At 68.4% G+C, this 24,315-nt stretch carries 23 protein-coding genes and 5 pseudogenes; 13 read left to right on the top strand and 15 right to left on the bottom strand.

Annotation, left to right across the window (positions count from 1 at the left end; all coding sequences use genetic code 11):
- Positions 1-345: 345 nt before the first annotated feature.
- The 5 genes from FGD71_RS16605 to FGD71_RS16585 all read right to left on the bottom strand — a co-directional run bounded on the left by FGD71_RS16605 (position 346) and on the right by FGD71_RS16585 (position 5,537).
- The gene (locus FGD71_RS16605) at positions 346-867 is read right to left on the bottom strand and encodes a class I SAM-dependent methyltransferase (RefSeq protein WP_240436618.1); all 522 of its coding nucleotides are present in this window, start codon (positions 865-867) and stop codon (positions 346-348) included.
- On the bottom strand, positions 864-2,804 hold the full coding sequence (locus tag FGD71_RS16600) for an ABC transporter ATP-binding protein (RefSeq protein WP_240436617.1): 1,941 nt from the start codon (positions 2,802-2,804) through the stop codon (positions 864-866). The genes FGD71_RS16605 and FGD71_RS16600 overlap by 4 nt, the downstream gene beginning before the upstream one ends.
- The gene (locus tag FGD71_RS16595; protein WP_240436616.1) at positions 2,801-4,093 is read right to left on the bottom strand and encodes an MFS transporter; all 1,293 of its coding nucleotides are present in this window, start codon (positions 4,091-4,093) and stop codon (positions 2,801-2,803) included. The genes FGD71_RS16600 and FGD71_RS16595 overlap by 4 nt, the downstream gene beginning before the upstream one ends.
- Before the next feature lie 89 nt (positions 4,094-4,182).
- Positions 4,183-4,638, bottom strand: coding sequence for an NUDIX domain-containing protein (locus tag FGD71_RS16590; RefSeq protein WP_119101218.1), 456 nt, complete (start codon positions 4,636-4,638; stop codon positions 4,183-4,185).
- Positions 4,635-5,537 carry an aminoglycoside phosphotransferase family protein gene (locus FGD71_RS16585; protein ID WP_119101217.1) on the bottom strand — a complete coding sequence of 301 codons (903 nt, stop codon included), beginning with the start codon at positions 5,535-5,537 and terminating at the stop codon, positions 4,635-4,637. Before FGD71_RS16585 ends, FGD71_RS16590 begins: the two co-directional genes overlap by 4 nt.
- Before the next feature lie 855 nt (positions 5,538-6,392).
- On the opposite strand from FGD71_RS16585, the gene FGD71_RS16580 reads away from it, so the two are divergent.
- Positions 6,393-6,575 (top strand): hypothetical protein, encoded by a 183-nt coding sequence (locus FGD71_RS16580; RefSeq protein ID WP_119101216.1) that lies wholly within the window; start codon positions 6,393-6,395, stop codon positions 6,573-6,575.
- 173 nt (positions 6,576-6,748) lie between these two features.
- Here the strand turns inward: FGD71_RS16580 and FGD71_RS48885 are convergent, their stop codons facing one another.
- Positions 6,749-6,910 carry an NUDIX domain-containing protein gene (locus tag FGD71_RS48885; protein WP_420878311.1) on the bottom strand — a complete coding sequence of 54 codons (162 nt, stop codon included), beginning with the start codon at positions 6,908-6,910 and terminating at the stop codon, positions 6,749-6,751.
- Positions 6,911-7,163: 253 nt separating this feature from the next.
- Here FGD71_RS48885 and FGD71_RS16570 point away from each other — a divergent pair, with 253 nt between their 5' ends.
- Positions 7,164-7,901: a dienelactone hydrolase family protein gene (locus FGD71_RS16570; protein ID WP_119101214.1), complete on the top strand. Its 738-nt coding sequence runs from the start codon at positions 7,164-7,166 to the stop codon at positions 7,899-7,901.
- A 241-nt stretch (positions 7,902-8,142) separates the two neighbouring features.
- Here the strand turns inward: FGD71_RS16570 and FGD71_RS16565 are convergent, their stop codons facing one another.
- Positions 8,143-8,343: a hypothetical protein gene (locus FGD71_RS16565; protein WP_119101213.1), complete on the bottom strand. Its 201-nt coding sequence runs from the start codon at positions 8,341-8,343 to the stop codon at positions 8,143-8,145.
- Between the two features lie 74 nt (positions 8,344-8,417).
- Here FGD71_RS16565 and FGD71_RS16560 point away from each other — a divergent pair, with 74 nt between their 5' ends.
- Entirely contained in the window at positions 8,418-8,915 is a 498-nt protein-coding gene (locus FGD71_RS16560) for a DUF2975 domain-containing protein (protein WP_119101212.1), read from the top strand.
- Positions 8,915-9,136: a helix-turn-helix domain-containing protein gene (locus tag FGD71_RS16555; protein WP_119101211.1), complete on the top strand. Its 222-nt coding sequence runs from the start codon at positions 8,915-8,917 to the stop codon at positions 9,134-9,136. Before FGD71_RS16560 ends, FGD71_RS16555 begins: the two co-directional genes overlap by 1 nt.
- A 400-nt stretch (positions 9,137-9,536) precedes the next feature.
- On the opposite strand, the gene FGD71_RS16550 is transcribed toward FGD71_RS16555, so the two are convergent.
- Both FGD71_RS16550 and FGD71_RS16545 read right to left on the bottom strand, forming a co-directional pair.
- Positions 9,537-10,238: a CPBP family intramembrane glutamic endopeptidase gene (locus tag FGD71_RS16550; RefSeq protein ID WP_119101210.1), complete on the bottom strand. Its 702-nt coding sequence runs from the start codon at positions 10,236-10,238 to the stop codon at positions 9,537-9,539.
- A gap of 378 nt (positions 10,239-10,616) precedes the next feature.
- Positions 10,617-10,754: pseudogene (locus tag FGD71_RS16545) on the bottom strand (IS5/IS1182 family transposase); the annotation flags it as partial.
- Between the two features lie 195 nt (positions 10,755-10,949).
- Here FGD71_RS16545 and FGD71_RS49685 point away from each other — a divergent pair.
- The 3 genes from FGD71_RS49685 to FGD71_RS16535 all read left to right on the top strand — a co-directional run bounded on the left by FGD71_RS49685 (position 10,950) and on the right by FGD71_RS16535 (position 12,526).
- Positions 10,950-11,378, top strand: coding sequence for a PhzF family phenazine biosynthesis protein (locus tag FGD71_RS49685; protein ID WP_276147142.1), 429 nt, complete (start codon positions 10,950-10,952; stop codon positions 11,376-11,378).
- Positions 11,306-11,800 carry a PhzF family phenazine biosynthesis protein gene (locus FGD71_RS49680; protein ID WP_338120055.1) on the top strand — a complete coding sequence of 165 codons (495 nt, stop codon included), beginning with the start codon at positions 11,306-11,308 and terminating at the stop codon, positions 11,798-11,800. The genes FGD71_RS49685 and FGD71_RS49680 overlap by 73 nt, the downstream gene beginning before the upstream one ends.
- A 249-nt stretch (positions 11,801-12,049) precedes the next feature.
- Positions 12,050-12,526 (top strand): RidA family protein, encoded by a 477-nt coding sequence (locus FGD71_RS16535; RefSeq protein ID WP_119101209.1) that lies wholly within the window; start codon positions 12,050-12,052, stop codon positions 12,524-12,526.
- Positions 12,527-12,726: 200 nt separating this feature from the next.
- Here FGD71_RS16535 and FGD71_RS16530 read toward each other — a convergent pair whose 3' ends face one another.
- Entirely contained in the window at positions 12,727-13,308 is a 582-nt protein-coding gene (locus tag FGD71_RS16530) for a hypothetical protein (RefSeq protein ID WP_140935907.1), read from the bottom strand.
- A 767-nt stretch (positions 13,309-14,075) separates the two neighbouring features.
- On the opposite strand from FGD71_RS16530, the pseudogene FGD71_RS48880 reads away from it, so the two are divergent.
- Positions 14,076-14,283, top strand: a pseudogene (locus tag FGD71_RS48880) (RNA-guided endonuclease TnpB family protein); the annotation flags it as partial.
- Between the two features lie 181 nt (positions 14,284-14,464).
- On the opposite strand, the gene FGD71_RS16510 reads toward FGD71_RS48880, so the two are convergent.
- Positions 14,465-15,859: a Mucin-2 gene (locus FGD71_RS16510; RefSeq protein ID WP_119101207.1), complete on the bottom strand. Its 1,395-nt coding sequence runs from the start codon at positions 15,857-15,859 to the stop codon at positions 14,465-14,467.
- A 150-nt stretch (positions 15,860-16,009) separates the two neighbouring features.
- Between FGD71_RS16510 and FGD71_RS16505 the strand changes: the two genes are divergently transcribed.
- Positions 16,010-16,747 carry a hypothetical protein gene (locus tag FGD71_RS16505; RefSeq protein ID WP_240436615.1) on the top strand — a complete coding sequence of 246 codons (738 nt, stop codon included), beginning with the start codon at positions 16,010-16,012 and terminating at the stop codon, positions 16,745-16,747.
- Positions 16,748-16,763: 16 nt separating this feature from the next.
- Positions 16,764-17,524 (top strand): annotated as a pseudogene (locus tag FGD71_RS16500) (transposase).
- Between the two features lie 17 nt (positions 17,525-17,541).
- On the opposite strand, the gene FGD71_RS16495 reads toward FGD71_RS16500, so the two are convergent.
- Positions 17,542-17,976 carry a VOC family protein gene (locus FGD71_RS16495; RefSeq protein ID WP_119101206.1) on the bottom strand — a complete coding sequence of 145 codons (435 nt, stop codon included), beginning with the start codon at positions 17,974-17,976 and terminating at the stop codon, positions 17,542-17,544.
- A 102-nt stretch (positions 17,977-18,078) separates the two neighbouring features.
- Positions 18,079-18,252: a hypothetical protein gene (locus FGD71_RS47420; protein ID WP_162931149.1), complete on the bottom strand. Its 174-nt coding sequence runs from the start codon at positions 18,250-18,252 to the stop codon at positions 18,079-18,081.
- Between the two features lie 163 nt (positions 18,253-18,415).
- Between FGD71_RS47420 and FGD71_RS49675 the strand changes: the two genes are divergently transcribed.
- Positions 18,416-20,584, top strand: a complete 2,169-nt coding sequence (locus tag FGD71_RS49675) for a DUF3289 family protein (protein WP_119101205.1) — start codon at positions 18,416-18,418, stop codon at positions 20,582-20,584.
- Between the two features lie 13 nt (positions 20,585-20,597).
- Positions 20,598-21,170, top strand: a complete 573-nt coding sequence (locus tag FGD71_RS16485) for a hypothetical protein (protein WP_205571128.1) — start codon at positions 20,598-20,600, stop codon at positions 21,168-21,170.
- An 852-nt stretch (positions 21,171-22,022) separates the two neighbouring features.
- Here the strand turns inward: FGD71_RS16485 and FGD71_RS16480 are convergent.
- Positions 22,023-22,568, bottom strand: coding sequence for a DUF1062 domain-containing protein (locus FGD71_RS16480; protein ID WP_119101203.1), 546 nt, complete (start codon positions 22,566-22,568; stop codon positions 22,023-22,025).
- Positions 22,569-22,712: 144 nt separating this feature from the next.
- Positions 22,713-23,115: pseudogene (locus FGD71_RS16475) on the bottom strand (transposase family protein); the annotation flags it as partial.
- A 382-nt stretch (positions 23,116-23,497) separates the two neighbouring features.
- On the opposite strand from FGD71_RS16475, the pseudogene FGD71_RS16465 reads away from it, so the two are divergent.
- Positions 23,498-24,298, top strand: a pseudogene (locus FGD71_RS16465) (helix-turn-helix domain-containing protein); the annotation flags it as partial.
- Positions 24,299-24,315: the final 17 nt, after the last annotated feature.

Below are 24,315 nucleotides of genomic sequence, written 5' to 3'. Positions count from 1 at the left end.
CGACTGTCTCTTCCTCACGACCAGACCAACGAGCAGACAAGCCCACGGTCACAAGATCAAAGCTTTTGTTAGAGCCAGTTAGCGCACGTTCTGACGCGGATGTTCCTCAGACCCCGAGTTGGCCGAAGGCAGCTCCAACGGTGGCGGTGGTCCGCACCACCGCCATCCAGAGCCGACGGTGACCACCGTGGCGGGCTGGCACTCAGGAGAACGACGGTGGTCCATGCCACAAGTGCTGATAGCCGGAACCACCAGCATGCTCGCTACTCAAAGGGGTTTCCTCCGATCGAGGTGGGGTTACGGGCGCGGGGCGCAAGCAAGCCAGCCGGTCGAGGTCTACGACGGTCACGGTGGATCAGCGCGAGGTGAGGAGTTCGACTCCGGGCGCGGTGATGCCCAGGCTCTTGAGGGGATCGTCGTCAGCCCGTCGGTCGTGAGCTCGGTGACCACCCAGAAGGTCCCGCCGGGGACGAGGAGTTGACGGACCTGGTCAAGGAAGGCGCCCTTGTCGGTGACGAACCGGAATACGAGCCGGAAGGTGATGACCGCGTACGCCGGATCGGGCAGCTCGCTCAGGTCGTCGGTGGCGAAGTCCATGACCTGGCAGTGGGGATGATCGTCTGTGTGCGGGCCGGTGGCTGTGGCGAGGGTGCTGGGTGCGCAGTCGATGCCGGTGGGCCGGTAGCCGAGATGATTGTGCAGATGGCGGGTAAGGGCACCATCGCCGCACCCTAGGTCGAGCGCCGGACGTCCGTGGCCGGGACCGAGGTGTTCGGCGAGGAGTTGGGTCTCGGTGTCGGTGATCTGCCGGTAGCGGCGGCCGGATGCCCACAAGCGCTCCGAGTAAGCGACGGGGGAGGCGGTCACGCGTCATTCCCTTCGGTGCGGTAGGCGGCTCGGTCCTGTTGCAGGCGCCACAGTTCCTGCATCAATCCGGGTTGGTTGACCAGCTCGTGGAAGGCGCCCTCCTGCACCACGTGGCCTTTGTCCATGACCACGATGCGGTCAGCGACGGAGGTGTTGGCGAGGTTGTGGGTGACCAGGACGACGGCCCGCTCCCCGGCCATGTCGCGCAGTCCGGTGAAAATCCGGTGCTCGGCCCGGGCGTCGAGATCGGAGGTGGGCTCGTCCATGACGAGCAGACCCGCGTCACGGTGCGCTGGTCGGGCCACCGCGATCCGCTGCCACTGCCCCGGCGACAGCGCCACGCCGCCCCACCACTCCCGGGCCAGTAACGTGCCCAGCCCCGACCGGAGAGTCCTGATCACGTCGTCGGCTCCGCTGGCCCGTGCCGCTCGCTTCACGGCCACGTCGCCCTCGGCGCACGGCTGGCCCAAGGTGATGTTCTCGCGCGCGGTCATGGGCCAGCGGGCGAAGTCCTGCGGCACCACGGACGTCTGCCGCCACATCGCGTGCGGGTCGAGGTCGGCGACGCTGACGCCGTCCCAGGTGACGACGCCACTACTGGGCAGGTTGAGCCCGGACAGCAGTTTCATCAGAGTCGACTTGCCCGAGCCGTTCTCCCCGACTACGGCCACGATCTCGCCTTGACGGACCTCGAAGTCGACCTCGTGGAGGGTGTCCTCGTCCGCCTCCGGATATCGGAAGGAGACCTTCCGAAGGGCGATGTGCCGCGGCCGTTGGGGTGTGATGATGCCGCGGTTCAAGCGCTGGCCGGCGGCCTCATTGACGAACCGCTCCCAGTCGTCGAGGTAGAGCCCGGTACGCAACAGGTCCCGGCCGTAGCCGACGAGCCCCTGCAGTCCGGTGGCCGCGGAGCGCAGCGCGAACACGGCGGTGCCGGCCGCTGCCGCCGAGATCCGGCCGGTTCCCAGCAGCAGGAACACCGCACCCCACACCGCCGAGGACGCCAACCCCGTGGCGGCGGCACCGACGACGGCGATCTTGGCCCGGTCCCAGGCGGCGGTGTCGCTGGTGGCTTCCACCCGCTCCGCGCTGGCCTTGTACTTGCTGAGCAAGTAGGGGGCCAGGGTGTCGGTGCGGACCTGGTCGGACTGGTTTTTGGCGATCAGGTGCCAGCGCAGCATGGTCATCACGCGCCGGTCCTTGTGGGTGGCGACCACCGCCAGGTAGGTGACGCGCTCACCGCGGATGGCGGCGATCGCCTGCGGTACCGCGGCCATGAGCAGCAGGGGCAGGAGCAGCGGGTAGAGGCTGGCGAGGACCACGGCGGCCGCGATCAAGGTGGCGAGGGAGGAGATGTAGTTCTGTGACTGGCCGATCATGTCCCGGCTGACGTCGACGCCCCGCTCGGCGGCGTCGTACCGGTCGTTGAAGCCGGGGTGGTCGTAGGCGGCCTGTTCCGAGTTGGTGGCCGCTTCCAGCATCTTGTACTCCGCCTCGCGGCAGATGCGCGGCGAGAGCCGGTTGGACAGGGCCTGGATGGCGATGCCGAGCAGGGCCCGCAGTCCGGCTGTCGCGGCCAGCAGTGCCACGGCCGGGATCGCCGCCGGCAGCCGGCTCGTGTCGTGGGCCGTCTCGATGAGCACGGAGAGCGCCTTCGTGGTGGCGAACAGACCGAGTGCCCCCGAGATCCCGGAGACGATCTGGCAGGCCAGAAGGACGCCGACGGCCCTGCGGTCGACCTGCCAGGCCAGGGAGAAGGTTCTGCGGATCAGCGAGGGAAGCCGACGGGCCATGGTGCGTCCGGTCAGCAAGTCGGCCAGCTTCAGGCTGTCCCCGCCGGGGTGGTCGAACGCCAGCTCTTCCTCGGCGGCGGGCGCCGCCGTCACGTCGTCGGCCTCGCCGCTCTCGTCATGCAGTCGGTCGGCGGTCTCCGTCACGGCCTGTCTCCTTCCGTCTTCAGCGGGGCGCGTTCGTTGGCGGGGGCCGGGACGTCTGCCGGCGCAGGGGCGTCGCTGCCGGGATCGGGTGCCGTCACCGGGAGGGCACGAAGGGAGCGCACCGGAGAAAGGGCGAGGACCACGACCGGAACGAGCAGGAGAACGGTGCCGGCGATCAGGGCGCTGCGTACCCCGTGCAGGGTGCCGATGACTCCGGCGAGGGGTGCGGCGAAGGGGCGCGAGCCTCCCGTGAGCCAGGTGCTGACCGCCTGCATGCGTCCCTGCAGACGGGGCGTGGTGATCATCTGCCGGATGGACCGCTGGGTGGTGCCCGCCGCCGCCGCGCACAGGAGCTGGACGGCGAGCGCGGCGGCGATCGCGATCTGCCAGGAGCGCCCCGTCGAGGCGAGAAGCAGCGGGAACTGGGTGATCGGGGTCAGAATGAGCGCGGTGAGCATCATCGGACCGGGCCCGAACCACCGGGTCATGCGCGGGGCGAACAGCGCGCCGACGCAGCTGCCCAGGGCGGCGGCCCCCATGACGAGGCCGAAGGCCGTGGCGGTGAAGCGGAGTTCACGCAGCAGGTACAGCGCCCACACGGTGTTCAGCACACCCAGGGCGAAGCTCATGGTCGAGTTCGTGACGGTGAGGGTGCGCAGGGTCGTGTCGGCGAAGACGTACCGCACGCCCTCCGCGATCTCCGTACGTAGGCGCGCACTTGGGGCCTGGGACGGTGGCGGGGGCTCGGCGATGCGGATACGAGTCGTGCACAAGGCGCTGACGGCGTAGGAGAGGGCGTCCGCGATGAGGGCGCGGGCCGCCCCCAGGACGGAGACCAGCACCGCGCCGAGGCTGCTGCCGGCCGTGGCGGAGACGGAGAACAGGCCGCCGATCCGGCTGTTGCCGCGCTGCAACAAGGATCGGTCCAACAGGGTGGGGAGATAGGCGATGGCGGCGGCATCGTGCACGACCCCAGCGGTGGACTGGACGAAGGCGACCCCCATCAGATGCTGGAAGGTGAGCCAGTCGAACGCGGCCGCGAGTGGCAGAGTGAGCAGGACGAACAGGCAGACCAGGTCCCCGCTGATCATGAGCCGACGCTTCGGATACCGGTCGGCCAGCGCCCCGGCGTGCAAGGCGAACAGCAGGCTGGGCAGCTGCGTCAGGAACACGAGCGCGGACACCTCGGCGGTGGAGGCGCTCAGCTCGACCACGGCCAGATAGGGCACGGCCACGCTGCTCACCGACGATCCGGCCACACTGGTCGCCTCGCCCGCCACATAAGTCATGTAGGGGCGTTGGCGCCACAGGGCCTGGGCTCCACCTTGCGGAGGAGGGGAGGCGAGAGGCGGGCGCGGGGCGGGTTCAGGAGAGGCCGTCATGCACCGCCCCCGCTCGCCGGCACGGTGATGTTCCCGTACAGGTGCCCCGTCATGAAGTTGGCCAAGGCCTTCCGGATGTAGGGGTGGCAGTCCGTAGGTGGATTACAGGGATCGATCCACAAGATGGCGTCGTGCTTGTCCATTTCGGCGTTGCACGGCTCGCCTTGCCACCGCTGCGCGGTGGACACCGCCCCGATCACCCGCACGCCGTCGGGACCCCGGTAGTGCACCGTCTGACAGATCTCCAGGTCCGAGGCAGCGACACGGACACCGGTCTCCTCATGCAGCTCGCCCTCGTCGATGAACTCGTCCTCCTCCAGCTTTCCGCCGATCACGGTGACCTGGTTCGCAGAGGTCTTGGACTTGTCGTTGTGCCGCACTGCCAGGATCCGCCCGTCGCCACGCTGAAGCAGCACCATGACGTTCGCCGGGCTCAAGTGCTGATCGCTCACGCGGCCTGCACCTCCAGCCGGGCCAGCGTGGCGCGCCCGCGTTCGACGATCTCGTCGTCGCCGTTGGGCACGCCCCACGAGATGGCGCTCGCCGCGTCCAGCACGGACAGACAGCGCAGCGCCCACTGCTCCTCGGCGGTGAGCGCGCGGCCGTACCCCTCGAAGAACGCCTCCTGAAGGTCGGGGCGGCCGACCCAGGATCCGCAAGCGAGGAGGACGAGGTCAGCGACGGCAGCGTGCGGTCGGGCGCGCTCCAGATCCACCGCCCCGAACACCCGGGCCGCGGGGCCGGTGTCGAGCAGCCAGTTGCGTTCCTGGAAATCGCCGTGGACGTATCCCGCGGGCAGCTGCCCGAGCTGCCCGAGCTGGCCGAGCGCGGCGGCATGCCACCGTACGGTCCGCCGGTCCTCCGGGCCGATCAGGTTCCCGGCCCGGTCCAGGTGCTTCTCGCCGCCGGCAGCGGTGCGGGCGATCTCTGCGTCGGCATCGGCATGGTCCTGGGCCGACAACTCGCCGGCAGAGCCGTGGAAGCGCCGCAGCCAGCTGCCGGCCTGCCGGTGCAGCATGCGCTGCTCCGCGTGGGCGAGGGAGAGCGACTTCACGGTGCGGCCGGACACCGGGGAGAGCAGCAGGGCCAGCTGGAGGGGGTCGGCCGCCAGCAGTAGGGGCGCGGTGCCCGGTTCCAGGCCCGGGACCACTTCCCGCAGGGCGCGGGTGTCGCGGCTGAACGACTTCGGGCTCGGCGCCAGCTTCGCGAAGACAATCCCGGTGGCATACGTCAGCTGCCACACACGGGAGTTCCCGCGGCCGTGGGAGACGTCTCGGACCAGGTGCACCGTTCCGATGACGCTCTGGGCCCACTCCAGGAGGACAGGCGGAATCGGCTTTGCGACGCTCATGCCCCCCACCTCGGTTCCGGACGTGCCGGATCCGCGGCGAACGTACGGGCGGCGTCAACGCCGTGCACGAGGTGGACCCGCTGTTCGAACGCAGGGGGCACGGGGGCGGGGGCGGGGACGGGATTCATGAGTTCCTCCTGAAAAGGGTGAGCGGCATAGGCGACACAACAACTCCGGTGCTGGAAAGGCCGTTACGGGTAACAGCAGGCGAAGTGTCGGTCAAAAGTTCGAGCACGGGGGGTGTCCCTTGCGGGGACTGGGTGATGTGGCCGTGATGCACTGTTCGATCACTCGCACGGGGGGTCGTCACCTGATCGAGCGATTGCCGCGGGCGGCTGAGCTCGCGTCCGGCACGTGCACCGCCTGTGAGCACGAGCGTGTCGTCCGCGGTGAATGAGGCCAGCGGTCGGCCTGCCGGGCAGGAGCCGGTGGTGCACGGCACGGTTTGTAGGCGAAGAAGCGGTGGCGGTGCCCTGCACGCAGGTGCCAACAGCGGGACTCGGGGCTGTGATCCGGACAATCCGAGCGGCCGTTCAACGAAGGGCGGACTGCGGCGATACGACCCGATGACCTGGGACGAGGCCAGAAGAAAGGATTCTCGAACTGGGCTGCACTGCGAAGTTGAGCGCTGAGCAAGATGGCTTGAACTGCCCGAGCCGGGGTACCGACCATGGCGCCGCCCGGGATGCCGAACCCCTGAAACGGCACGTCGGCGGCTGGCATCAGCACCTTCGAGAATGGACCTCGGCGTGGGTGGTGTTGGTGCAAGCCGTGCGTCATGGAGGCGATACGCCTGCAGGCCGTCGCCCGGCCGCGAACCTGCCGCGGTCTTCGGGGAGTTGACGAAGGAGCAGCATGGGCTTTCCTGCGCCGCACATTCAGGATGTCGTGACTTCTTACCTGCGCCAGCATCCCGAGGAACAGGCGCTGCTCCAGCTGCTACTCGACCGCATCGCCGCCGGCCGTGGCGTCACCCGGCGCACCGACTTCGACGGTCACGTGACGACGTCAGAAGCTGTTTCTGATCCCCGGTTCTGAGTAGCCTTGGGCTCTACGCTGGCGTGGTGTCCGAGGGCACCGGGCGGGCCGGGGGAGAGGAACTGTCGGGCGTGCGGCGACCGGCTGAGGCTGGGGGCCCGCCTGATGCCTTGTTCAGTTCTTCGGCGTGTCGTGCGAGGCAGTGGCGGAGGGCCCGGCGGTTGCGCAATCGCCTACCGGAGCAGGGAAACGCCGCGAGCGACGACCTCGGCGGAGTCCGCCTGACACCCCGTTTCCTCCAGCAGCTCTCGGGCGGCCGCAGCCTCGACATCCTCTTCGGGCTCGACGATGCCTCCAGGCAAAGCAGGCGGGTTCGCGAATTTCTGGCCGCTCAGTCGCAGGAACCTGCGCGTTGGTGGACGGCAGGGCGCTCTGCACGGACGAGTTCAGGGACACCCGCCTGTCATGCGGGTGTGACCGAGATACTCCCCAAAGGGGCAACGGGATGATTCCGACAGCGCTGCCGTGGGGACGGGGTTTGTGACGGTTCTTGTGAGCCCGCGCCGTATTTCAGAGGGATACCCGCGTGTTCTGCCAGCGGCAGAACACCGGCCGGACCGGGCTCGACGATCACTACAGTCCAGTCTCATGACGACGATTACGACGCGTCCGGTCGAGTATCCGGCCGACGGTTTGACGATGATCGGGCACCTCGCGCTCCCGGCCGGTGTCGACCGCCGGCCCGCGGTGCTGCTCGGACCAGAAGGCATGGGGCTCAGCGACGTCGAGCGCCGCAGGGCCGATGCTCTCGCCGAGCTGGGTTACGTAGCGCTGGCCTTCGACCTTCACGGCGGGCGCTATTTGGGTGACCCCGAGGAGATGCTGGCCCGTTGCCTGCCGCTGCTCGCTGATCCCGACCGGATGCGGGGTATCGGCCATGCGGCGCTCGACGTGTTGCGCGCCGAACCGAGGACCGACCCCGACCGGATAGCCGCCGTCGGCTACGGCACCGGGGGCGCCGTCGGGCTGGAACTCGGGCGCGATGGCGTCAGCCTGCGCGCGATCGGGACAGTCAACGCAACTACCACGGGCCGACCGGGCGAGGCGGCGCGCATTCGCTGCCCGGTGTGGGCCGGGGTCGGGTCGGAAGACCCGATCATGCCGCCCGCGCAACGGAACGCGTTCACCGCTGAGATGCAGGCCGCGGGCATCGACTGGCGCCTCACGGTCTACGGCGGCGCCTTGCACGCCTTCCACCACCCGCCGGTCGACCACCCCATGGTCCCCGGCGTCGGCTACCACCCACAGCACGCGCAGCGAGCCTGGCGCGACGTCGTCGACCTGCTCGCCGAGTGCCTGCCCGTGACGGAGGACTTGGGGGCATGACCCAGGCAAACATGCTGGCGCCAGGCCTGGTCGGCATCGGGCACTGACAGTCCCCCCCTCAAGACCGCACAGCAGAACAGCATTCGGGTAGATGCTCGATCGCGGAGACGTATGCACAACTGCCGCAGTAAATACCGGATTTACCGCGACGGGGACCCTGCCGCGATCACTCCGACCTGTGACGGGGCGTGCGTCCCGGCCGCCGCGGCGAGGCGTACGAGGCGTATCTCGGCTGAACCCGTCACGGAGGGATAGGGCCGCCGCGGTGGGGGTGGGCCGTGTGGATGTATTTCATGGCAGTGGTGATGGAGATTCCGAAGATACGGACGAGGTGGACGGGATCTTCGGTCTCACGGGCCTCGTCCAGGATTCTGTCGGCGCGAAATGCGCGCAGCGCGTCGTTGCGGTCCTGGCGGACTCTGCCGTCTGCGCGGGGTCTCATCTTGCCAGCCTCTCTCTTGCTATATCTATCGAGTATCGATAGATGTCCATCGTTGTTCGATCCAAGGAGAGGCGATGGGAAAGCTGACAGTGCTCGCGCTGCGAGCCGTGCTCGTGGTGCTGCTCGCCGGCTCGGTGTTCGTGCAGGCGGTGATGGTGCCGTTGCTGGCCATCGACCTGGAGGATCTCGACGCGGACATCGCGCACGTGCGCACGCCGACTCTCGTGATCGCGGTCCTGGGGATGGTGACGGTCCAGGTCGTCCTGGTCTGCGTGTGGCGGCTGGTGCGGATGGTGCGACGCGGAACGGTGTTCTCCCACGCCGCCTTCCGCTATGTGCACATCGTGATCGGCTCGATGGTGGCGGCCGCGCTCCTGGTGTTCGCGCTCGGAGTGGTCCTGGCGCCGGGCGAAGCCGTGCCCCCGGGCATCGTGCTCCTGCTGGGCGGGGTCGCCTTGGCGGTTTTGGGGGTCGCGCTCATCGTGCTCGTGCTGCGGATGCTGCTCGCGCAGGCCGTCGAGCGCGACATCGAGGCGGCGCAGATGCAGGCCGAGCTGGCTGAGGTGATCTGATGCCGATCGCCGTCGACATCGACGTGCTGCTGGCCAAGCGGAAGATGTCCGTGGGTGAGCTCGCGGAACGCGTCGGGATCACGCCCGCCAACCTGGCGGTGCTCAAGAACGGCCGCGCCAAGGCCGTGCGCTTCACGACACTCGCCGCGCTCTGCGAGGCGCTCGAGTGCCAGCCGGGAGACCTGCTGCGCTGGGAGGCCAAGGACGCCGAGGACGGGTGACGCCAGCGGCCGGCGAGACTCAGTCGTACTGCCCGGCCCTGTGCGGCGGGCATGGACTACCTGGATGGTCGGCCATGGGGAGCGGCATCCGCTGAACCCCACCCCGTGCACCGAGGCTGCGCGAGAGCACGCGCCGCATCCACCGTCCCAGACCACATGAGCCGACCGCGCGACGGCCCCACGCCCTGACCTGCGCAAAGCGCACCCCTGACGGCAACGCGGCGGGAGACCGCCGCATGCAGCGGAAGCCCACGGACACGGAGATACCCCCGGGCCTTCAGCACGGCCTTCCGCCTTGCTCGGCGGGCACGTAGTCGTGCTTTCGCTCCGGCCGCCGGGCGCGGTCAAACGCGAACGCGCGATCACCGCACATCAAGTGGCCCGAAGACAAAGAAGAATCTCAGGCGGAAAGCCACCACCGGGGCGCCGCCCAGGCCAGCGCGTAGCCGAAGCCGTTGATCGCCCAGTGCAGCGCCGCGGGCGCCAGCAGGCTGCCGGAGCGGCGCCGCAGTTCGCACAGGATCACACCGGCTGCGACCATGGCGGCGACAGCTGCCGTCACCGTCGGAGTCATACCTGCCGAGCCGCTGTCGATGGCCGTTCCGACAGCGGTGTTGGAGCGGCTGAGGCCACGGGAGGGCAGCAGATGCCAGAGACCGAAGAGCAGCGATGACACGGCGGTGGCCCACGCCGTTCCGCGCCGACGCCGGATCATGGCCCACAGCACACCGCGGAAGGCGGTCTCCTCCAGCAGCACGGTGCCCAACGGCACCCGCACCAGCACGCGCCACAGCAACTGTGCCGCGGACAGGTCGACGGCCCTGGAGTCCCGGAACACCTCCTGGGTGGCCGGAATGGCAAGGAGGAGCAGGAGGGCGGCGAGGACGCCACCGCCCAGGACGGGCGCCCATCGCAGGCCCCGGCGCACAGCCGCCGCGTCAAGCCCCAGGTCGGCCCGGGTGAGACCGTCCCAGTGGGCGATCAGCAGCAGAACGGCCGTCGCGGCCACACAAGTGAGCACGTACACATAGGGACCCCGCACGAGCCAGTTGTTGAGCAGGTTCGCGGCAGCCAGGACGACAATGACACAGACGATTCGCATCCTGATTCCAGGATCCGCCGTCGGGGCCCCGGCGTCCTGGTCTCCGCTCAGCGACGGCCCGCGATGATTCTCCCAGCCAGTGCTGTGACCGGGCTGGGGCCACCGGGATATCCGCTGGCGGTGCTTCGCCGCATACCGGGGCGCCGACCGTCCATCCGCATCCCGCGGATTCTGCTTGCACGCTTTGAGCGTGCTGGGCGGGGTGCCGATTCGGCAAGATCCGCCAAGACAACTTGAAGGCCGCGGTCGCCAAGGTGATTGGGTTCGCCCGGGAGAGGCGGGAGGGTGAGCGGTGGATCGCCTCCCGTGAGCACTACGGTGTTGAGAGCTTCTGCTGCCGCCCCAGGCTCGCCGGCGCCCACGGCCAGCCGACGCCCACGGCCATGGGGCGGCATCCGCCTTCACCAGCGAGGTAGATCTTGCAGGTCAGGCCGCCCCGTGACCGGCCGGATCGTTCGTCGGCGCGGTGGTGCCGGGGCGTCGGTCTTTTATCGGGACACGTGGCTTCTCCTTGCGGCCGCTTCGTCGTAGAGGGTTCGGGTCTTGAGGCATCCGTGGAGGATGCCGACGAGTCGGTTGCCGACCAAAGCCAGTCCATTTTCCTGGGATTGGCCCTGCCTCGATGCCCTCGGTATCCGCTGAGATGTTGGTGTCGCTGCCGATGCGTATGCGACGTTCACATCCATTTCCTGTGCTCTTGAAAGGTTCCCGATGACTTTGCCGCGCTCACGTCCGTTTGCGCAGGTCGACGTGTTCTCGTCGACCCCCTACCTCGGGAACCCGGTCGCTGTCGTACTCGACGGAGCCGAGCCGGACGACCAGGCGATGCGGCGCGTCGCCCGCTGGACGAACCTGTCGGAGACGACGTTCGTGCTGCCGCCGTCGGTCCCGGAAGCGGACTACCGGCTGCGGATCTTCACCCCTGGTGGCGAGCTGCCGTTCGCCGGCCATCCCACCCTCGGCTCAGCTCATGCCTGGCTCGAGCACGGCGGTACCCCCCCCGCCATGGAGACCGCGTCGTGCAGGAGTGCGAGGCCGGGCTTGTGGAGGTGCGCCGCGGCTAGGGCATCCTGTCCTTCGCGGCCCCGCCCACCCGGCGCACCGGTGAGCTGGAGGAGGAGTACCTGGAGCAGGTCGTAGCGGCGTTCGGCATCGACCGCGACCAGGTGCTGGCCCACCAGTGGGTCGACAACGGCCCCGGCTGGGCGGTCGTGCGGCTCGCCACCGCTCAGGAGGTCCTGGACCTGGAACCCGACCTGTCGCGGATCCCGACGGCCATGGTGGGGGCCATCGGCGCGTACCCGCCGGGGTCGGAGCACGCGTTCGAGCTGCGCACCTTCGCCCCCGGCGCAGGGGTCGTCGAAGATCCGGTGTGCGGCAGCATGAATGCCTCGGTCGGCCAGTGGATGACCGGCTCCGGTGCGGCACCCACCAGTTACAAGGTCTCCCAGGGCGCACGGCTCGGCCGAGCGGGAGACATCACCATCACCGCCGACTCCGACGGGTCGGTCTGGGTCGGTGGAGCGACGACCACTTGCTTCCGAGGCACCGCGACCCTGTGACGATGATGGGCACGAACACCGGCACGCGCCCCGGTCGAGGCGATCGACCGCTACAGCAAGGCGCCAACGAGATCCACAAGTGGGTCATAGCTCGCCAGATCCTCGGACGCGAGACCACGGGACAGCCACCTTCCGACCGGTCAGTCCTCGCCGGCTTCGTCACGGCCCGATCCTCGCGCCGCCGGTACGCCCGGCAACCTCAGTACTCGACTTCCCACCACCAGACCTCAACTTCAAGGGAGCAGAAACATGACATCACCAGAAGCACGCCTGGCCGAACTGAATCTCGACCTGCCCGCACTCACCGAACCGGCGGGCAACTACGTGGGGGCCGTCACCGCAGGAAACCTGGTTTTCCTCTCCGGACAAGGTCCCATCACCGATGGCACCGTGCGCTATGCCGGCCGGATCGGTGAGGATCTCACCGAGGAAGAGGGCTACCAGGCAGCACGCCTGACCGGTCTCAACCTCTTGTCAGCTCTGCGTGCCGAGATCGGATCGCTGGACCGAGTACATCGCGTCGTCAAGATCCTCGGCTGGGTGAGCAGCGCCCCAGGCTTCTACCGGCAGGCGGCGGTCATCAACGGAGTCTCCGACCTGATGGGCTCCGTGTTCGGCGAACGTGGACGGCACGCCCGCAGCGCCATCGCGGCCGACCAGCTCGTCCTCAACATCGCAGTCGAGGCTGAAATGGTCGTGGAACTCCGCGACACCACCGCTTCCTGAGCCCCGGATGCTGCGGTCCAGGTACAGGCTGAAGGGTGCGGTCATGGCCTCGCCGACCGTCTCGGTCAGCCCCTGCTGCCGGCGTCTCGGAGCAGCTGGCGTCTCTGCGCTGGTGAGGGGAGCCACCGCGAGATACAGGGAGATTCCTCCAATTCGCCTCAGTCCGGGGCCTTCCTGCATCACCGGGGCTTGCCGCTCCGTCAGGTGCGATCAGACCGCCGACGAGCAAGAGCCGCCATGACCGGGTTGTAGTTGATCTGACCGCACCACAGGAGGGAGGGGTGGGTTTCGCTGCGGCGCCGGACCGCCTCCACCAGAGTGCGCCATCCGACCTGGGGCAGTGTGATGCGATAGCGGACTCGGGGCAGTTCTGGTGCCAGCGGTTCGTCATCGCGGATCAGGGCACGCAGGACGGGGTCGCGGTCATTGGCCGGGCCGCGGGGGACCACCTCCAGCGATATGGCCTGTGCGGTGTAGTACACGCCGATGCCGGCCACCGATTCCCACTGGATGACCTGCTGGGCACGGCCGTTGTGCACCCACAGTCCCGTGTGGTCCGCGGCGATCTTTTGATGCCGTTGCCGCCATGCCACCACCAGCATCAGTACGCCGAGCGCGCCGACGCCCACCATGATCAGTATCTCCGTGGTGACCCGGCCCGTCACCAGTCCGCCCACCCCGAAGACCCCCAGGAGAAGTGGGAGGACAGCCGCAATCAGGAGGCCCAGCACGGTCCTGCGGCCAGCATGGAGCACAGTGGCATGAGGGGATGGAGAGAGCATGACATGAGAGTTTAGGAGGCGTCGGCAGCCGGGTCTCATCGTGGACGCACGAAGCACTAGGCAGAGTCGCCGCATAGGGCGGGGGAGCGGGCCACAGGAGTAGGGCAAGGCCGCACCATGACGTCTTCGGTGCGGGCCGAACGACTCCATCAGGCTCTACAGCGCACTCGCGCCGGGCACGAACGCCAGGTCAAGGAGTGGGGCCGGGAGAACCCGGAACTCGACGCGGATCTGACGAGGTCGCTGCCGTACTGCACCACCGGCGACCCGGAAGTCCCTCAGATGCCCAACATGCCTGAAGAACCATCGGATATCGGTAGGGCACGTACGGAACGGGCCTGTTGTCTTACATGTGGGTTTGTACGTGGGAGCTGACACCCCGGAGGGCGATGTATCTGAGTTCTGGCAACACCTGGGGCCTTGCGGTGGGAGCTTGGCGGGTTCTCTGCGGGGGGAAGGCGCGATGGCGCCGGAAGTCCAAGGTCGATCTGTACGCGGCGATCCGCCGTGATGCCCGGGCGGCGCAAGGCGCCGCCACCAGCTGACGGAGCTTCCGCCCCTCACCCGCGCGTGCGGCGCCGGTAGTAGTGCACGGTCACCACACCCAGCAGCGGCCCCCAGGCGGCCACAGGCGGATAGCAGGCGGTCAGGAGCCAGTTGCCCCATGGCGTGATGTCCATCTGAGCATGCAGGGTCGTCCTGACAAGCAATACTCCGTAGCCGCTGCAGGCGAGTGCCCCAACCGCCGCGGGGACAACCGCAGCACGCGTTTCAAGGCGAAGAAGAACTCCTGTGCGAGCGCGGAGTACACGTCCTCGGCATTCCGGCTTCGTGACGGTTGTCTGTACTTGGCGAAGATGGCCGATCCGCTGGACATCGTCTGGTCGCGTCCCCTTCCCGAGGGGGCAATGCCGACCACGGTGACCGTGAGCCGGGACAGCGCGGGACGCTGGTTCGTGTGGATGCTCACGTCCTGTCGGCGCACCCGGACAAGAAGAACGGCCCCATCTCCCCGTAGTGCGGTGGGAATCAGGTCTGACACGCAATCAGCGGACGGAGTGCATCAGGTAGAGGACGCCAACTGCTGTGGCCAGTGCGCCGAGGAGGAGTCCCAGAGCTGTCTTGGGGAGGTGGGGTTGGAGGCGGGCACCCGTCGTCATGCGGGTACCCCGGCCTCGTCCATGACCACGGCCATCTCACCCGGGGGAAGGGCCGGGTTAGCACCCGCGCTGGAGGCCAGCTCTGGCAGGGCGAGGGCCTCGAGGAGCCGAGGAAGCGGCAGGCGCGGGTCGCGAGTCGCCGCCTGGCGCGTCCAGACGTCCGGATCGTGGCTGAGCCGCTCGATCAGATCGGAGCCGGCGGCGGGGTCGCGGACTGCCAGCTGTCGGTAGATCCCGTCCGGATGGTCCGCGAAGCGGGCGGCGAGCCCCTCGCGGGGGAAACAGGGGTGACCGGTCGCCATCCAGGCGGAGAACGTCCCGCCGAGCCGTGCGTACACGCTCATCAGGACCTCCTCCGGGGTTTCGGGGTGATGCACGGCCAGGTGGGTGCGCACGACGACGTCCGTGTCCTCGGCCAGAAGCCGCAGGAGATCGGGCGGCAGGTGAGGGCTGCGGGCCGCAGCGCGGCGCAGCAGAGGATGGGCGGAGGTCGCGGCCCGGTGCAGCACGTCCTGATCGGCGATGCCAGCCGCCACCCAGTCCACGTCACCCCGTGCGTGCGGAGCCACAGTGAAATCGATCGCGGCGCGTCGGGACTCGGTCAGCTCGGGCCGGAGGGAGACGGCGAGCCGTACCCCTTCGTCGGGGTCGACGGCGAGACGATCCACGAGGTCGGCCGGCAGAGACGGATTACCGGCGAGTTCGACCAGATGGACGCCCTCGATGAGGAACCGCTCGGCGTCCGCGCGATTGAGAAGCCCCCGACTCAGCGCCTCGGGCAGGGCGGCGGGGTCACGGAGCAGCGCCGCCGTGAGCTGTGCGTCGCAAGGACACGCGCACAGCGCCGCAGACCGCCGTACCTCGGGGTCGGGGTCGTCGAGCAGCGTGGTACGTCCGTGCGGCGTCAATTCGTCCCAGACGCGCAGGGCGGCACGTCGTGCGGCCGGATCGGGATGCCGGACCAGGGAGGCGAGGAAGGACGGCGCCAAATGGGGCGAGTGCAACAGTGCGCTCCGCACGGAGGGTTCGGGGTCTTCCAGGAGACACCCGCACACGGCGTCCGGCAGCGGACGGACCTTCGTCCGGTGATCGTGGGTCCACTCGGGTCCGTTTGCGACGGCGGCCCGCACCTTGGGCGAGGGGTCGTCCGCGAGCCGGGCTCGCTGCTCAGCATCCGCCTGGCCGCTCATCGCGAACTGGACTCGCGCGTCCAGGACCGGGTGGGTGAGGACAGCCGCCACGACCTGTTCGGGCAGTCCCGGCCGGTGGAGGGCTTGGAAGGGAGGGCCGTGGCCTCCGCCGTCGAAGACGATCAGTCGCAGCAGCAGCGGTGTGGGAAGGGCCGGGTTGGCGGCGACTCCGTCCAGCGCGGAGGAATAGAAGGCGACCATGTCTCAGCTCTCCGACCCGTCGCTTGGCACGTAGCCCCTTCGGAACGCCTACGCGGCATCGGGCTTTCGGGTCAACGCGTCGTCATCCTGCCACGGAGCAGGCCGCCTTGTTGGCGCTGGCTGAATTTGAATCTGCCCGCTCCAGGATCGATGATCGGACAGACCTGCTCAGCCGAAGTCCCCATTGTCTTTGCGGAGCGCAAGAAAACAACCACGCATGAGAAACTCTGCGGTCAGCTCGCCGAGCCAGAAGGGTCGCTTGCCGTGTCGGACGTCACGCCGCCGCCGGTTCACCTCGACAAGGTGGTGGAGGGACTCGCTGGGAACCCTGTGCTGCCTCCCGAACTCGTCCGCCGCCTCTTCACCTATCGCAGGGGCTTTGGCAGCGTTGCCAAGCGCCTGGACCTGGCCGACGACATGATCGCCGAGGTCATCGCCGTCGATGATCACTGGCTCACGCACTCGCTCGCGCTCAACCGCAGCCTCCCGCATGCCTTCCGGATGACGCTTATCGACCACCCGGATCCGGCGATACGCGCGACCGTAGTGGTCGGCGCGTACGGCGCACCGCGAGAGCTGTTCGAGCGGCTGCTCGGCGACGCCGACCTGCAGGTGCGCGAGTACCTGGCGCAGAGCGATCATGTGCCGACGGATCTGCGCGCCCGGCTCGCGGCCGACCCGGAGCCGAAGATCGGGGCGACGCTTGCCGAATGGTGGCCGCAGGCCCCGGAACCGGTGCGTCGGCTCCTGCTTACGGATCCCGAGGACGCGGTGCGCGCAGGAGCCTGCGCGACCTACTACCGACCGCTTCCCCATCCCGTCCCGCCTGTCGACCTGCTCCCGGCGCTGCTGGCAGGCCCGGTCACGCGCGCCGGGGCGGTGGCATGATCTTGCCGTTCCTGGTCTGATTACGGCGTCGGAGCCATCCTGGATAGCCCCGTTCACCGGGCTGAGCCCGCGGCAGTTCGGCAAGCTGGTCACTGCGATACGGAGCGAAAGTACGAGCCCAGTACGCAAGGGCCGACCGTGGAGCCTGACCTTGTAGGACCGGATCCTGCTGGTAGCGGCCTACTGGCGTATGAACTTGACGCTGCGGCAGCTCGCAGAGCTGTTCGGGGTGTCGAAGTCGGCCGCTAACCGCATCATCGGCCACCTCGGACCGTCGCTCGCGCTTCAGTCCCGTCAGCGGTTGCGTAAGGACGCCGTGCTGATCGTCGATGGCACCTTGGTCCCCACGCGCGATCATACGGTTGCCGAGGTGTCGAAGAGCTACCGGTACTCGACCAACCACCAGGTCGTCAACGACGCCGACCCCGACTCGTCGTCGCCGTCGGCCGGCCGGTCACGGGCAACCGCAATGATTGCAAGGCGTGGGAACGGTCCGGTGTGAAGGCCGCCGTTGGCCGGGCCACGGTCATCGCGGGCGGCGGCTACCGGGGTACCGGCCTGCTCATCCCGCACCGCCGTGAACGCGGCCAGACCGAACTGCCGGCGTGGAAGGAGGAGCACAACACCTCCCACCGCAAGGGCCGAGCCCGCGTCGAGCACGTCTTCGCGCGGATGAAGACCTGGAAGATCCTTCGCGACTGCCGCCTGAAAGGCGACGGCGTTCACACCGCCAAGCTCGGCATCGCCCGGCTGCACAACCTCGCCCTCACGGGATGACTCCCGCCCCACGTGCTTCAGTCGATACAGAACTCGTTGCCCTCGATGTCCAGCATCGGGATGCACGACTCGTTTTCCTCATCGGCATACAGCGTTCGCACGTGTACTGCGCCGAGCGGGACCAGTCGTGCGCATTCGGCCTCAAGTGCGGCGAGGCGCTCTTTACCCATGAGTCCGGTGCCGACCCGCACATCAAGATGCACCCGGTTCTTGACGGCCTTCCCTTCGGGGACGCGCTGGAAGTACAGTCGCGGACCCACACCTGAGGGATCTATGCAGGCGAACCATGAATCCCGCTGCTCAGGTGGCTGCGAACGCTTGAAATCATCCCAAGTGGCAAATCCCTCTGGTGGTGGCGGTACAACGTAGCCCAACACCTCGCACCAGAAACGAGCGAGACGCTCAGGTTCTGCGCAGTCAAAGGTGACTTGGAACTTCTTGATCGCTGACATCGGCGCACCGTACCAAGGGGACTTGGGGCTCTGCCGCTCATTTCCCCAGGGGGATCCGCCCGCAACCCCGTCGGGCCCTGGGCCACCTTGGACACCAAGTGATCAAACCGGACGGGTGATGACGACGCTGACCACCGCGGCCCGCGTGACCACGCCGCCGGAGAGGACCACGTTGTAGGACTCGAAGGTCGGATTGCTCGGGAAGAGCACGTAGCCGCCGTTGGCCCCGAGCTCCTCCTTGGTCGCCAGGCTGATGCCCAGGCAGAGCAGGAACACAAGCGGAACAGGGCTTACCAATCTCCCAAACGTTTCAATTTCGCCTCCACCACACCTTGGGAACCATCCCCCACGTCTGCTAGCTTCCCCGTTCGATTCCGAACTGCCGTGACACAACGGCAGCTTCGAGACAACAGGCATGTCTTCAGACATGGGAGGCCCCATGAACAGAAGCGCCGCCGTGCCCCTCGGCGCGGCCTTACTCCTTCTCCTCGGCACGGCCGTGCCCGCCGCCGCGGGAACCCCCGGCGACGGCGCGGCCACCGACGGGGCGACGCTCTACCGCGACAACACGGTCGACGTCTCCTACCGCCAGGTCGCCCCCGGCGACGCGGCGTGGAGCCAGGTCCCGGCCGCCCTCCGCGGCAGAGCGACGGAGGGCTCGTACGTAGCCCGGCTCCAGCTCGAGAACGTCTCCGATCACCCCGTCTCCAAATGGTCGCTGACCTTCGAGCTCTCTGACCGCATCACGGACACCTCCGCCGCGAAGCTCGCCGCCCCTCAGGACGCGCGCACGACGCTCCAGGGCGTCGGCCCCACGAACACCCTCCAGCCGGGCAGGACCGAGACCGTCTGGTACCGCGCCGAGCCCGGCGCCAAGGCCGATACCCCGACTTGGGCGTCCTTCGCCAAGCACGGCATCTCGCCGACGGAGGACACCGACGGCGACCGCCTCCCCGACGACCTGGAGGTGCGCGCCAAGCTCGACCCCAAGTCCGAGGACACCGACGGCGACGGCCTCTCCGACTTCGCCGAGCTCGGCTACCGCTTCAGCACCCCGCTCAAGGCCGACACCGACGGCGACGGCACCAAGGACGGCGCCGAAGATCCCGACCAGGACGGCCTCACGGCCGCCCGCGAGCTCAAGCTCCGCACCACGCCCACCCGCGCCGACACCGACCAGGACGGCCTCGCGGACGCCCGCGAGCTGAAGCTCCGCACGGAGCCCACCAAGGCCGACACCGACGGCGACGGCGTCCAGGACGGCGAGGAGACGAGGCTCAACGCCTCCCCCCGCGCTAAGAACTCCGCCTTCGACGTGACCCGCCGCGCGGACGGCGGCGCCACCGCCGCCGAGGCCACGCTCAAGGGCCTGCGCGCCAAGCAGGTCGGCGGCTTCCAGGTCACCAGGCTCCCTGCCAAGCAGCGGGAGTTCCCGGAGTCCACTCCGGGCTACCTCGGCAACGGCTTCCAGGTCTCCGCCCCCGCGGACGGCGCCGCAAGGCTCACCTTCCGCCTCGACCCCGACCGTACGGAGGGCACCGCACCGGCCCTCTACCGCTACGACGAGAAGGCCCGCCACCTCGTCAAGCAGTCGGGCCAGCAGCGCAGCGGCAGCACGATCACGGCCACGGCCGACGGCTCCGCCAAGTACGTCGTCCTCGACAGCCACGCCTTCGACAAGGCAGGCCCCAAGGCCCCTGGCAAGCGAATCCTCTCCGACGGCCCCGGCGACGGCGGGGACCCGGGTGACCCGGGCGACCCGCCCCCGACCGACATGCTGATCCACCAGTCGTCCTTCCGCGAGGGCCGCCGCAAGGCCCCCGACCCCCAGCGCCCGCCCGTCCCGGCCGACCCGCGCGTCGCCGACGACCTCACCTTCAACGACTACAACTTCGACGAACTCACCGACCTCGGCTGGGAGTTCTGGGTCGCCCGCATCACGCCCGAGTCCTGGATGTGGGCCGAGTTCAACGACATCATGAACTTCGGCAAGCTCGGCGCCGACGCCGACTACGCCCAGTCCGTCGACGACCTCCGCAACGCCTTCCGCTACGGCCGCGGCGGCCAGGGCGCGGGCACGGTCACCGTCGACGACAACTTCGACCCCGGCCGCTACCTCTACCGCGGCTCCGGCACGGCCCTGTCCCGCGCCGTCGGCGCCTCACCGCAGGAGAAGACGTACACCGACAAGGCCGGCCAGATCATCACGCAGTCCCTCATCGACAACAAGGGCCGCACCGATCAGCTCAAGGTCCAGGAGGACCTCTCCAAGAACTTCCTCTTCCAGGAGTTCCTCCGCCAGGACGTGAAGTACCCGGTGTACGACTTCTCGCTCTGGGACGCCAACCAGCGCGCCCTCTCCATCGCGATCCACCAGTTCCACGGCCACACGATCGCGCTGAAGGACTACAAGGTCGAGGGCAACTCCTTCTCCGGCAAGCTCGTCTTCCACTCCTACGACCACTTCGGTCTCGACCCGGACGACGAGATCACGGAGTACGGCTTCATCGACTGGTTTACGCTCCAGCACTATGACCGGTTCGACGGGAAGTACCCCCCGCCGATCGCGCAGGCGGACATCGAGATCCCCATCAGCGGCACGTTCTGACCTCGCCGACCTGATGCCCCACAGGCGCTCGCCGGGCCGGGTCCTGGTCGTCACGCTGCTCGTCGTGACGGCCGGGTACCTGGCCTGGCGGGTCGCCGTCCTCGCGGGCCTGGAGGCCCACTTCGGCGGCGGCTTAGACGAGCAGCGCTTCAACCGGCTGCAGCAGGAGTACGACCGCCGCGAGGACGCCTTCGCCCGGGCCGACGCCCGGATGCGGAAGCTGATCGCGGAACACCCCCGCGCCGAACGCATCGACTGGAGCCGGTACCGGACCTGCGTCCGCGAGCCCGGCCGCCCCTCCGACACGTGCACGACGACGCCCCCGCGCGACCAGAAGGTGTACGACGCCCTCTGGGGCGTCAGCGTGATCCTCTACCAGCCCAAGGACGAGGGCCGCACGTTCTACCGCTTCTACCACGAGGACCCCCCGCGCTACACGATCATGCGCGCCCCCGAGGACACCGCGGAGGAGGCCGAGGAGTACGCGGACGCCCACGGCTTCCGCTCCACCCGCCCCCTCGGGCCCGGCTGGACGATCCTCGGCCCGATCGACGACATCGGCCGCGAGGAGAAGCAGTTCCCGTAGGAGGGCTCGCAGAACGCTTCGCCGGGAAGCAGCAGGGAAGCAGCAGGCACGAGAGGAGACCCCCACCCACGCCACACCCGCGACCTGCACGTTCAGGATGAACACACCTCAGTGGTGGATCGACATTCGCCGTATGGGAACGATCCCGCGCGTACGCGGCCGCCGTCCTAGCGCTGCTCCAAGCCCGCACGTAGAGCACTCGGCTCGAACGAAGTCGCGCCATTCCACGGCGACTTCACCCCTAAACCGCGCGCCTCGGGGACGGGTGTGGCACCGTGGACCTCAGGCCTGGTCCGGCACTCCCCCCGTGGTGGCGGACCAGGCCTCATTGAGCCTTGTCCAACTTGAAGTTGCTGACCACAGGGTTGGTTTGGATCGTTGATCGCACGCTGCGTTCCCTGCTGTAGCGGCGAAAGCTGACAACGTTCCGCTTTACAGAAACTGCCGAGTGGTCCCCGCGAGCCAGGCAGGCGGGGGAGACGGGCCATCGGCGTCGAAGAGTCGGTGGTCGTGTACTCGTGCTGGTCGCGGGCCGGCTGTCCGACGTCAAGATCGTCTGACATGGCGGTGATCGCGGATCCGCGGATTCCCCGGCGTGAGCGAGGCGAGTATCCGTACGGCCGGGGCGGGATGAGCTGGATGTCGCCGGGTCGGGTTGATCGAGTGGCATGAGGCGGGCCAAAGGTGAGTGAACGCCGAACAAGCCAAAGGGCGGGCGGAGGGCACGCATCGGAGGCGGTTCTCGACCCGCTCGCCTGCGCCCGGCACGCGCTCTCGCTGCTGGAGTGCCGACATGGTCGGTAGGAGCATGCGTACCGGATGCACGGCTGACGAAAGCATGCGCTGTGCGCCTCAAGACCTCGATGTCACAGGGGAGTTGTCCGTGCCTGGACTGCGGGCGGGTGTCACTGGAATGGGGGCCGCCCCGGCCCCCGGTGCGGCCGGTCCGCTCAGCAGACCGCAACCTTCAGCGATCAGTCGCACCGGCCGGACAGGGATCCGCGCCGCAAAGCGGACCGAGACGTTGATCACCTCGCAGTCCAGGTGATCCGATCCGCCGGTGTCGAGGCGCCAGGCGTTGTCCCAGTCGAAGGCGATGCGATTACGGCGCTGTACCACCGGATCCTGGAGCATTTCAGCTGCCAGGCCAGGGCCGTTGTCATGTAACCGGTCCAGCGGCTCAGGTCGTACGGAGCGCACGTTCATCCGCTCCAGGACCGTGAGCTTTGCAGTTTCCCCGCAAACGGCACAGAGCGCGAGGAGCCAGGCGTCGATGAGCTTGTGGTTTGCATTGTCGCGAAATTTACCGCTTGCCCGGAAGCGCTCGGACGCGCACGCGTGGCTACGGCGGAGAACGAGCGGCAGGCAGGTGGGCACGACCACCCAGTTTTTGAGCACAGAAGTACACCGGTTTCAGTGAGAAGTCCGCAGCAACCGGCACGTCCTTGCCCAGACGACTTGGTTCGGCAGCACGGTAATGGCGCACAGCGGCGCTGCTCCACTGACTCTCGAGCGCCTCACCGCCAGGTTCTGTCCGGCGGATCATGGGCGAAGCCAGAGCCGGTTCGCGGCGACGGTCACGGTGCCGTGGAAGACGTAGGCCCGATTGTCGTACCTCGTGGCCACGGCCCGGAAGGTTCTTGAGCCTGTTGATCGTCCGCTTGACCTCGCTCCTGGGCTTGTAGATCGTCTTGTCGACGCCGGCGGGCCGACTGCCTTTGCTGCCCCGGCGCTTGCGGTTGGCCCGCTGGTCCTTCGGCTCGGGGATGGTGTGCTTGATGTGGCGTCTGCCCAGGTAGCGGCGGTTACGGCGGGAGCTGTACGCCTTGTCGCCGCCGAGGTGATCGGGGCGAGTGCGAGGATGCCCGCTGCCCAGGCGGGCGACGCGGGAGACCCTCGACGGACCCGGGCTACGCAATCTCCTGAACACTCTGCACCCGCTGTCGGACACAGAGCTGGAGAAACTGATGCGGGAGAAGAAGATCGACCACAGAGTCTGCGCCATGCCTGCCCCGGGCCCCTGGAAGCGAACCTCTCCTGTACCCCGGCCCTACCTCGATCGGGGTTCGGAGGGGTGAGTCCCGCGCCTCTTCGAGCTCGAGCCGACGCTGACGCCATCATTTCAGTGAGTTCGGCACGCGGACCGGACCGCCAGCCGACTGGAACACGCATCCGGGCGCTGGCCACCTATCAAACGAGATGGCCAACTATCGGCCGTCGGCCGGCCATCAACTAGCGCTGTGACCGCAAACGATCACCGGGGTAGTGTTCGTGGTCCTCGGGTCGGTTGGATGTGACGACACGTCCGATTGGCGCGGGGAGGCGGGATGGTGCAACCGGTCAGGGTCCGCAGGCTGACTGAGCAGGAGGGGCAGAAGCTGCAGCGGATTGTGCGTCGGGGCAGTACGAGCACGGTGCGGTTCCGGCGGGCGATGATGCTGCTGGCCTCGGCGGGCGGGAACAGCGTGCCGGTGATCGCGCGGCTCGTGCAGGCGGACGAGGACACAGTCCGCGACGTGATCCACCGCTTCAACGAGATCGGGCTGGCCTGTCTGGACCCTCGGTGGGTGGGAGGCCGTCCCCGCCTGCTCAGCGATGACGACGAGGACTTCGTCATCCAGACCGCCACCACCCGGCCGGTCAAGCTCGGTCAGCCCTTCACCCGCTGGTCGGTCCGGAAACCCTCCGAGCACCTGCGGCGCAACGTGGCCCGCCCGATACGTATTGGACGCGAGGCCATGCGCTGCCTGCTGCAGCGTCGCGGCGTGACGTTCCAGCGGACCAAGACGTGGAAGGAGTCCCACCTCGACGAGTTCGGCCCGCTCGGCATCCGCCCCACCGCCGGCCTGTGCTGGGCGAAGCAGGGCAAGCCCGACCGCTTGCCGGCGACCCATCACCGCACCCACGGAGTGCGCTACTTCCACGGCTGCTACTCCGTCGGCGACGACACTCTCTGGGGCGTCAACCGGCGCCGCAAAGGCACCGACCACAGCCTCGCCGTACTCAAGAGCATCCGGGCGGCCCGCCCGGACGGCGCCCCCACCTACGTCATCCTCGACAACCTCTCCGCCCACAAGGGCAGCAAGATCCGCCGATGGGCGGCCAGGAACAAGGTCGAGCTCTGCTTCACACCGACCAACGCGTC

This window comes from Streptomyces sporangiiformans (assembly GCF_005768555.2).
GTDB classification, from domain to species: domain Bacteria; phylum Actinomycetota; class Actinomycetes; order Streptomycetales; family Streptomycetaceae; genus Streptomyces; species Streptomyces sporangiiformans.
The sequence above is the reverse complement of the archived record's forward strand: the minus strand, read 5'-3'. Positions and strand labels throughout refer to the sequence as shown.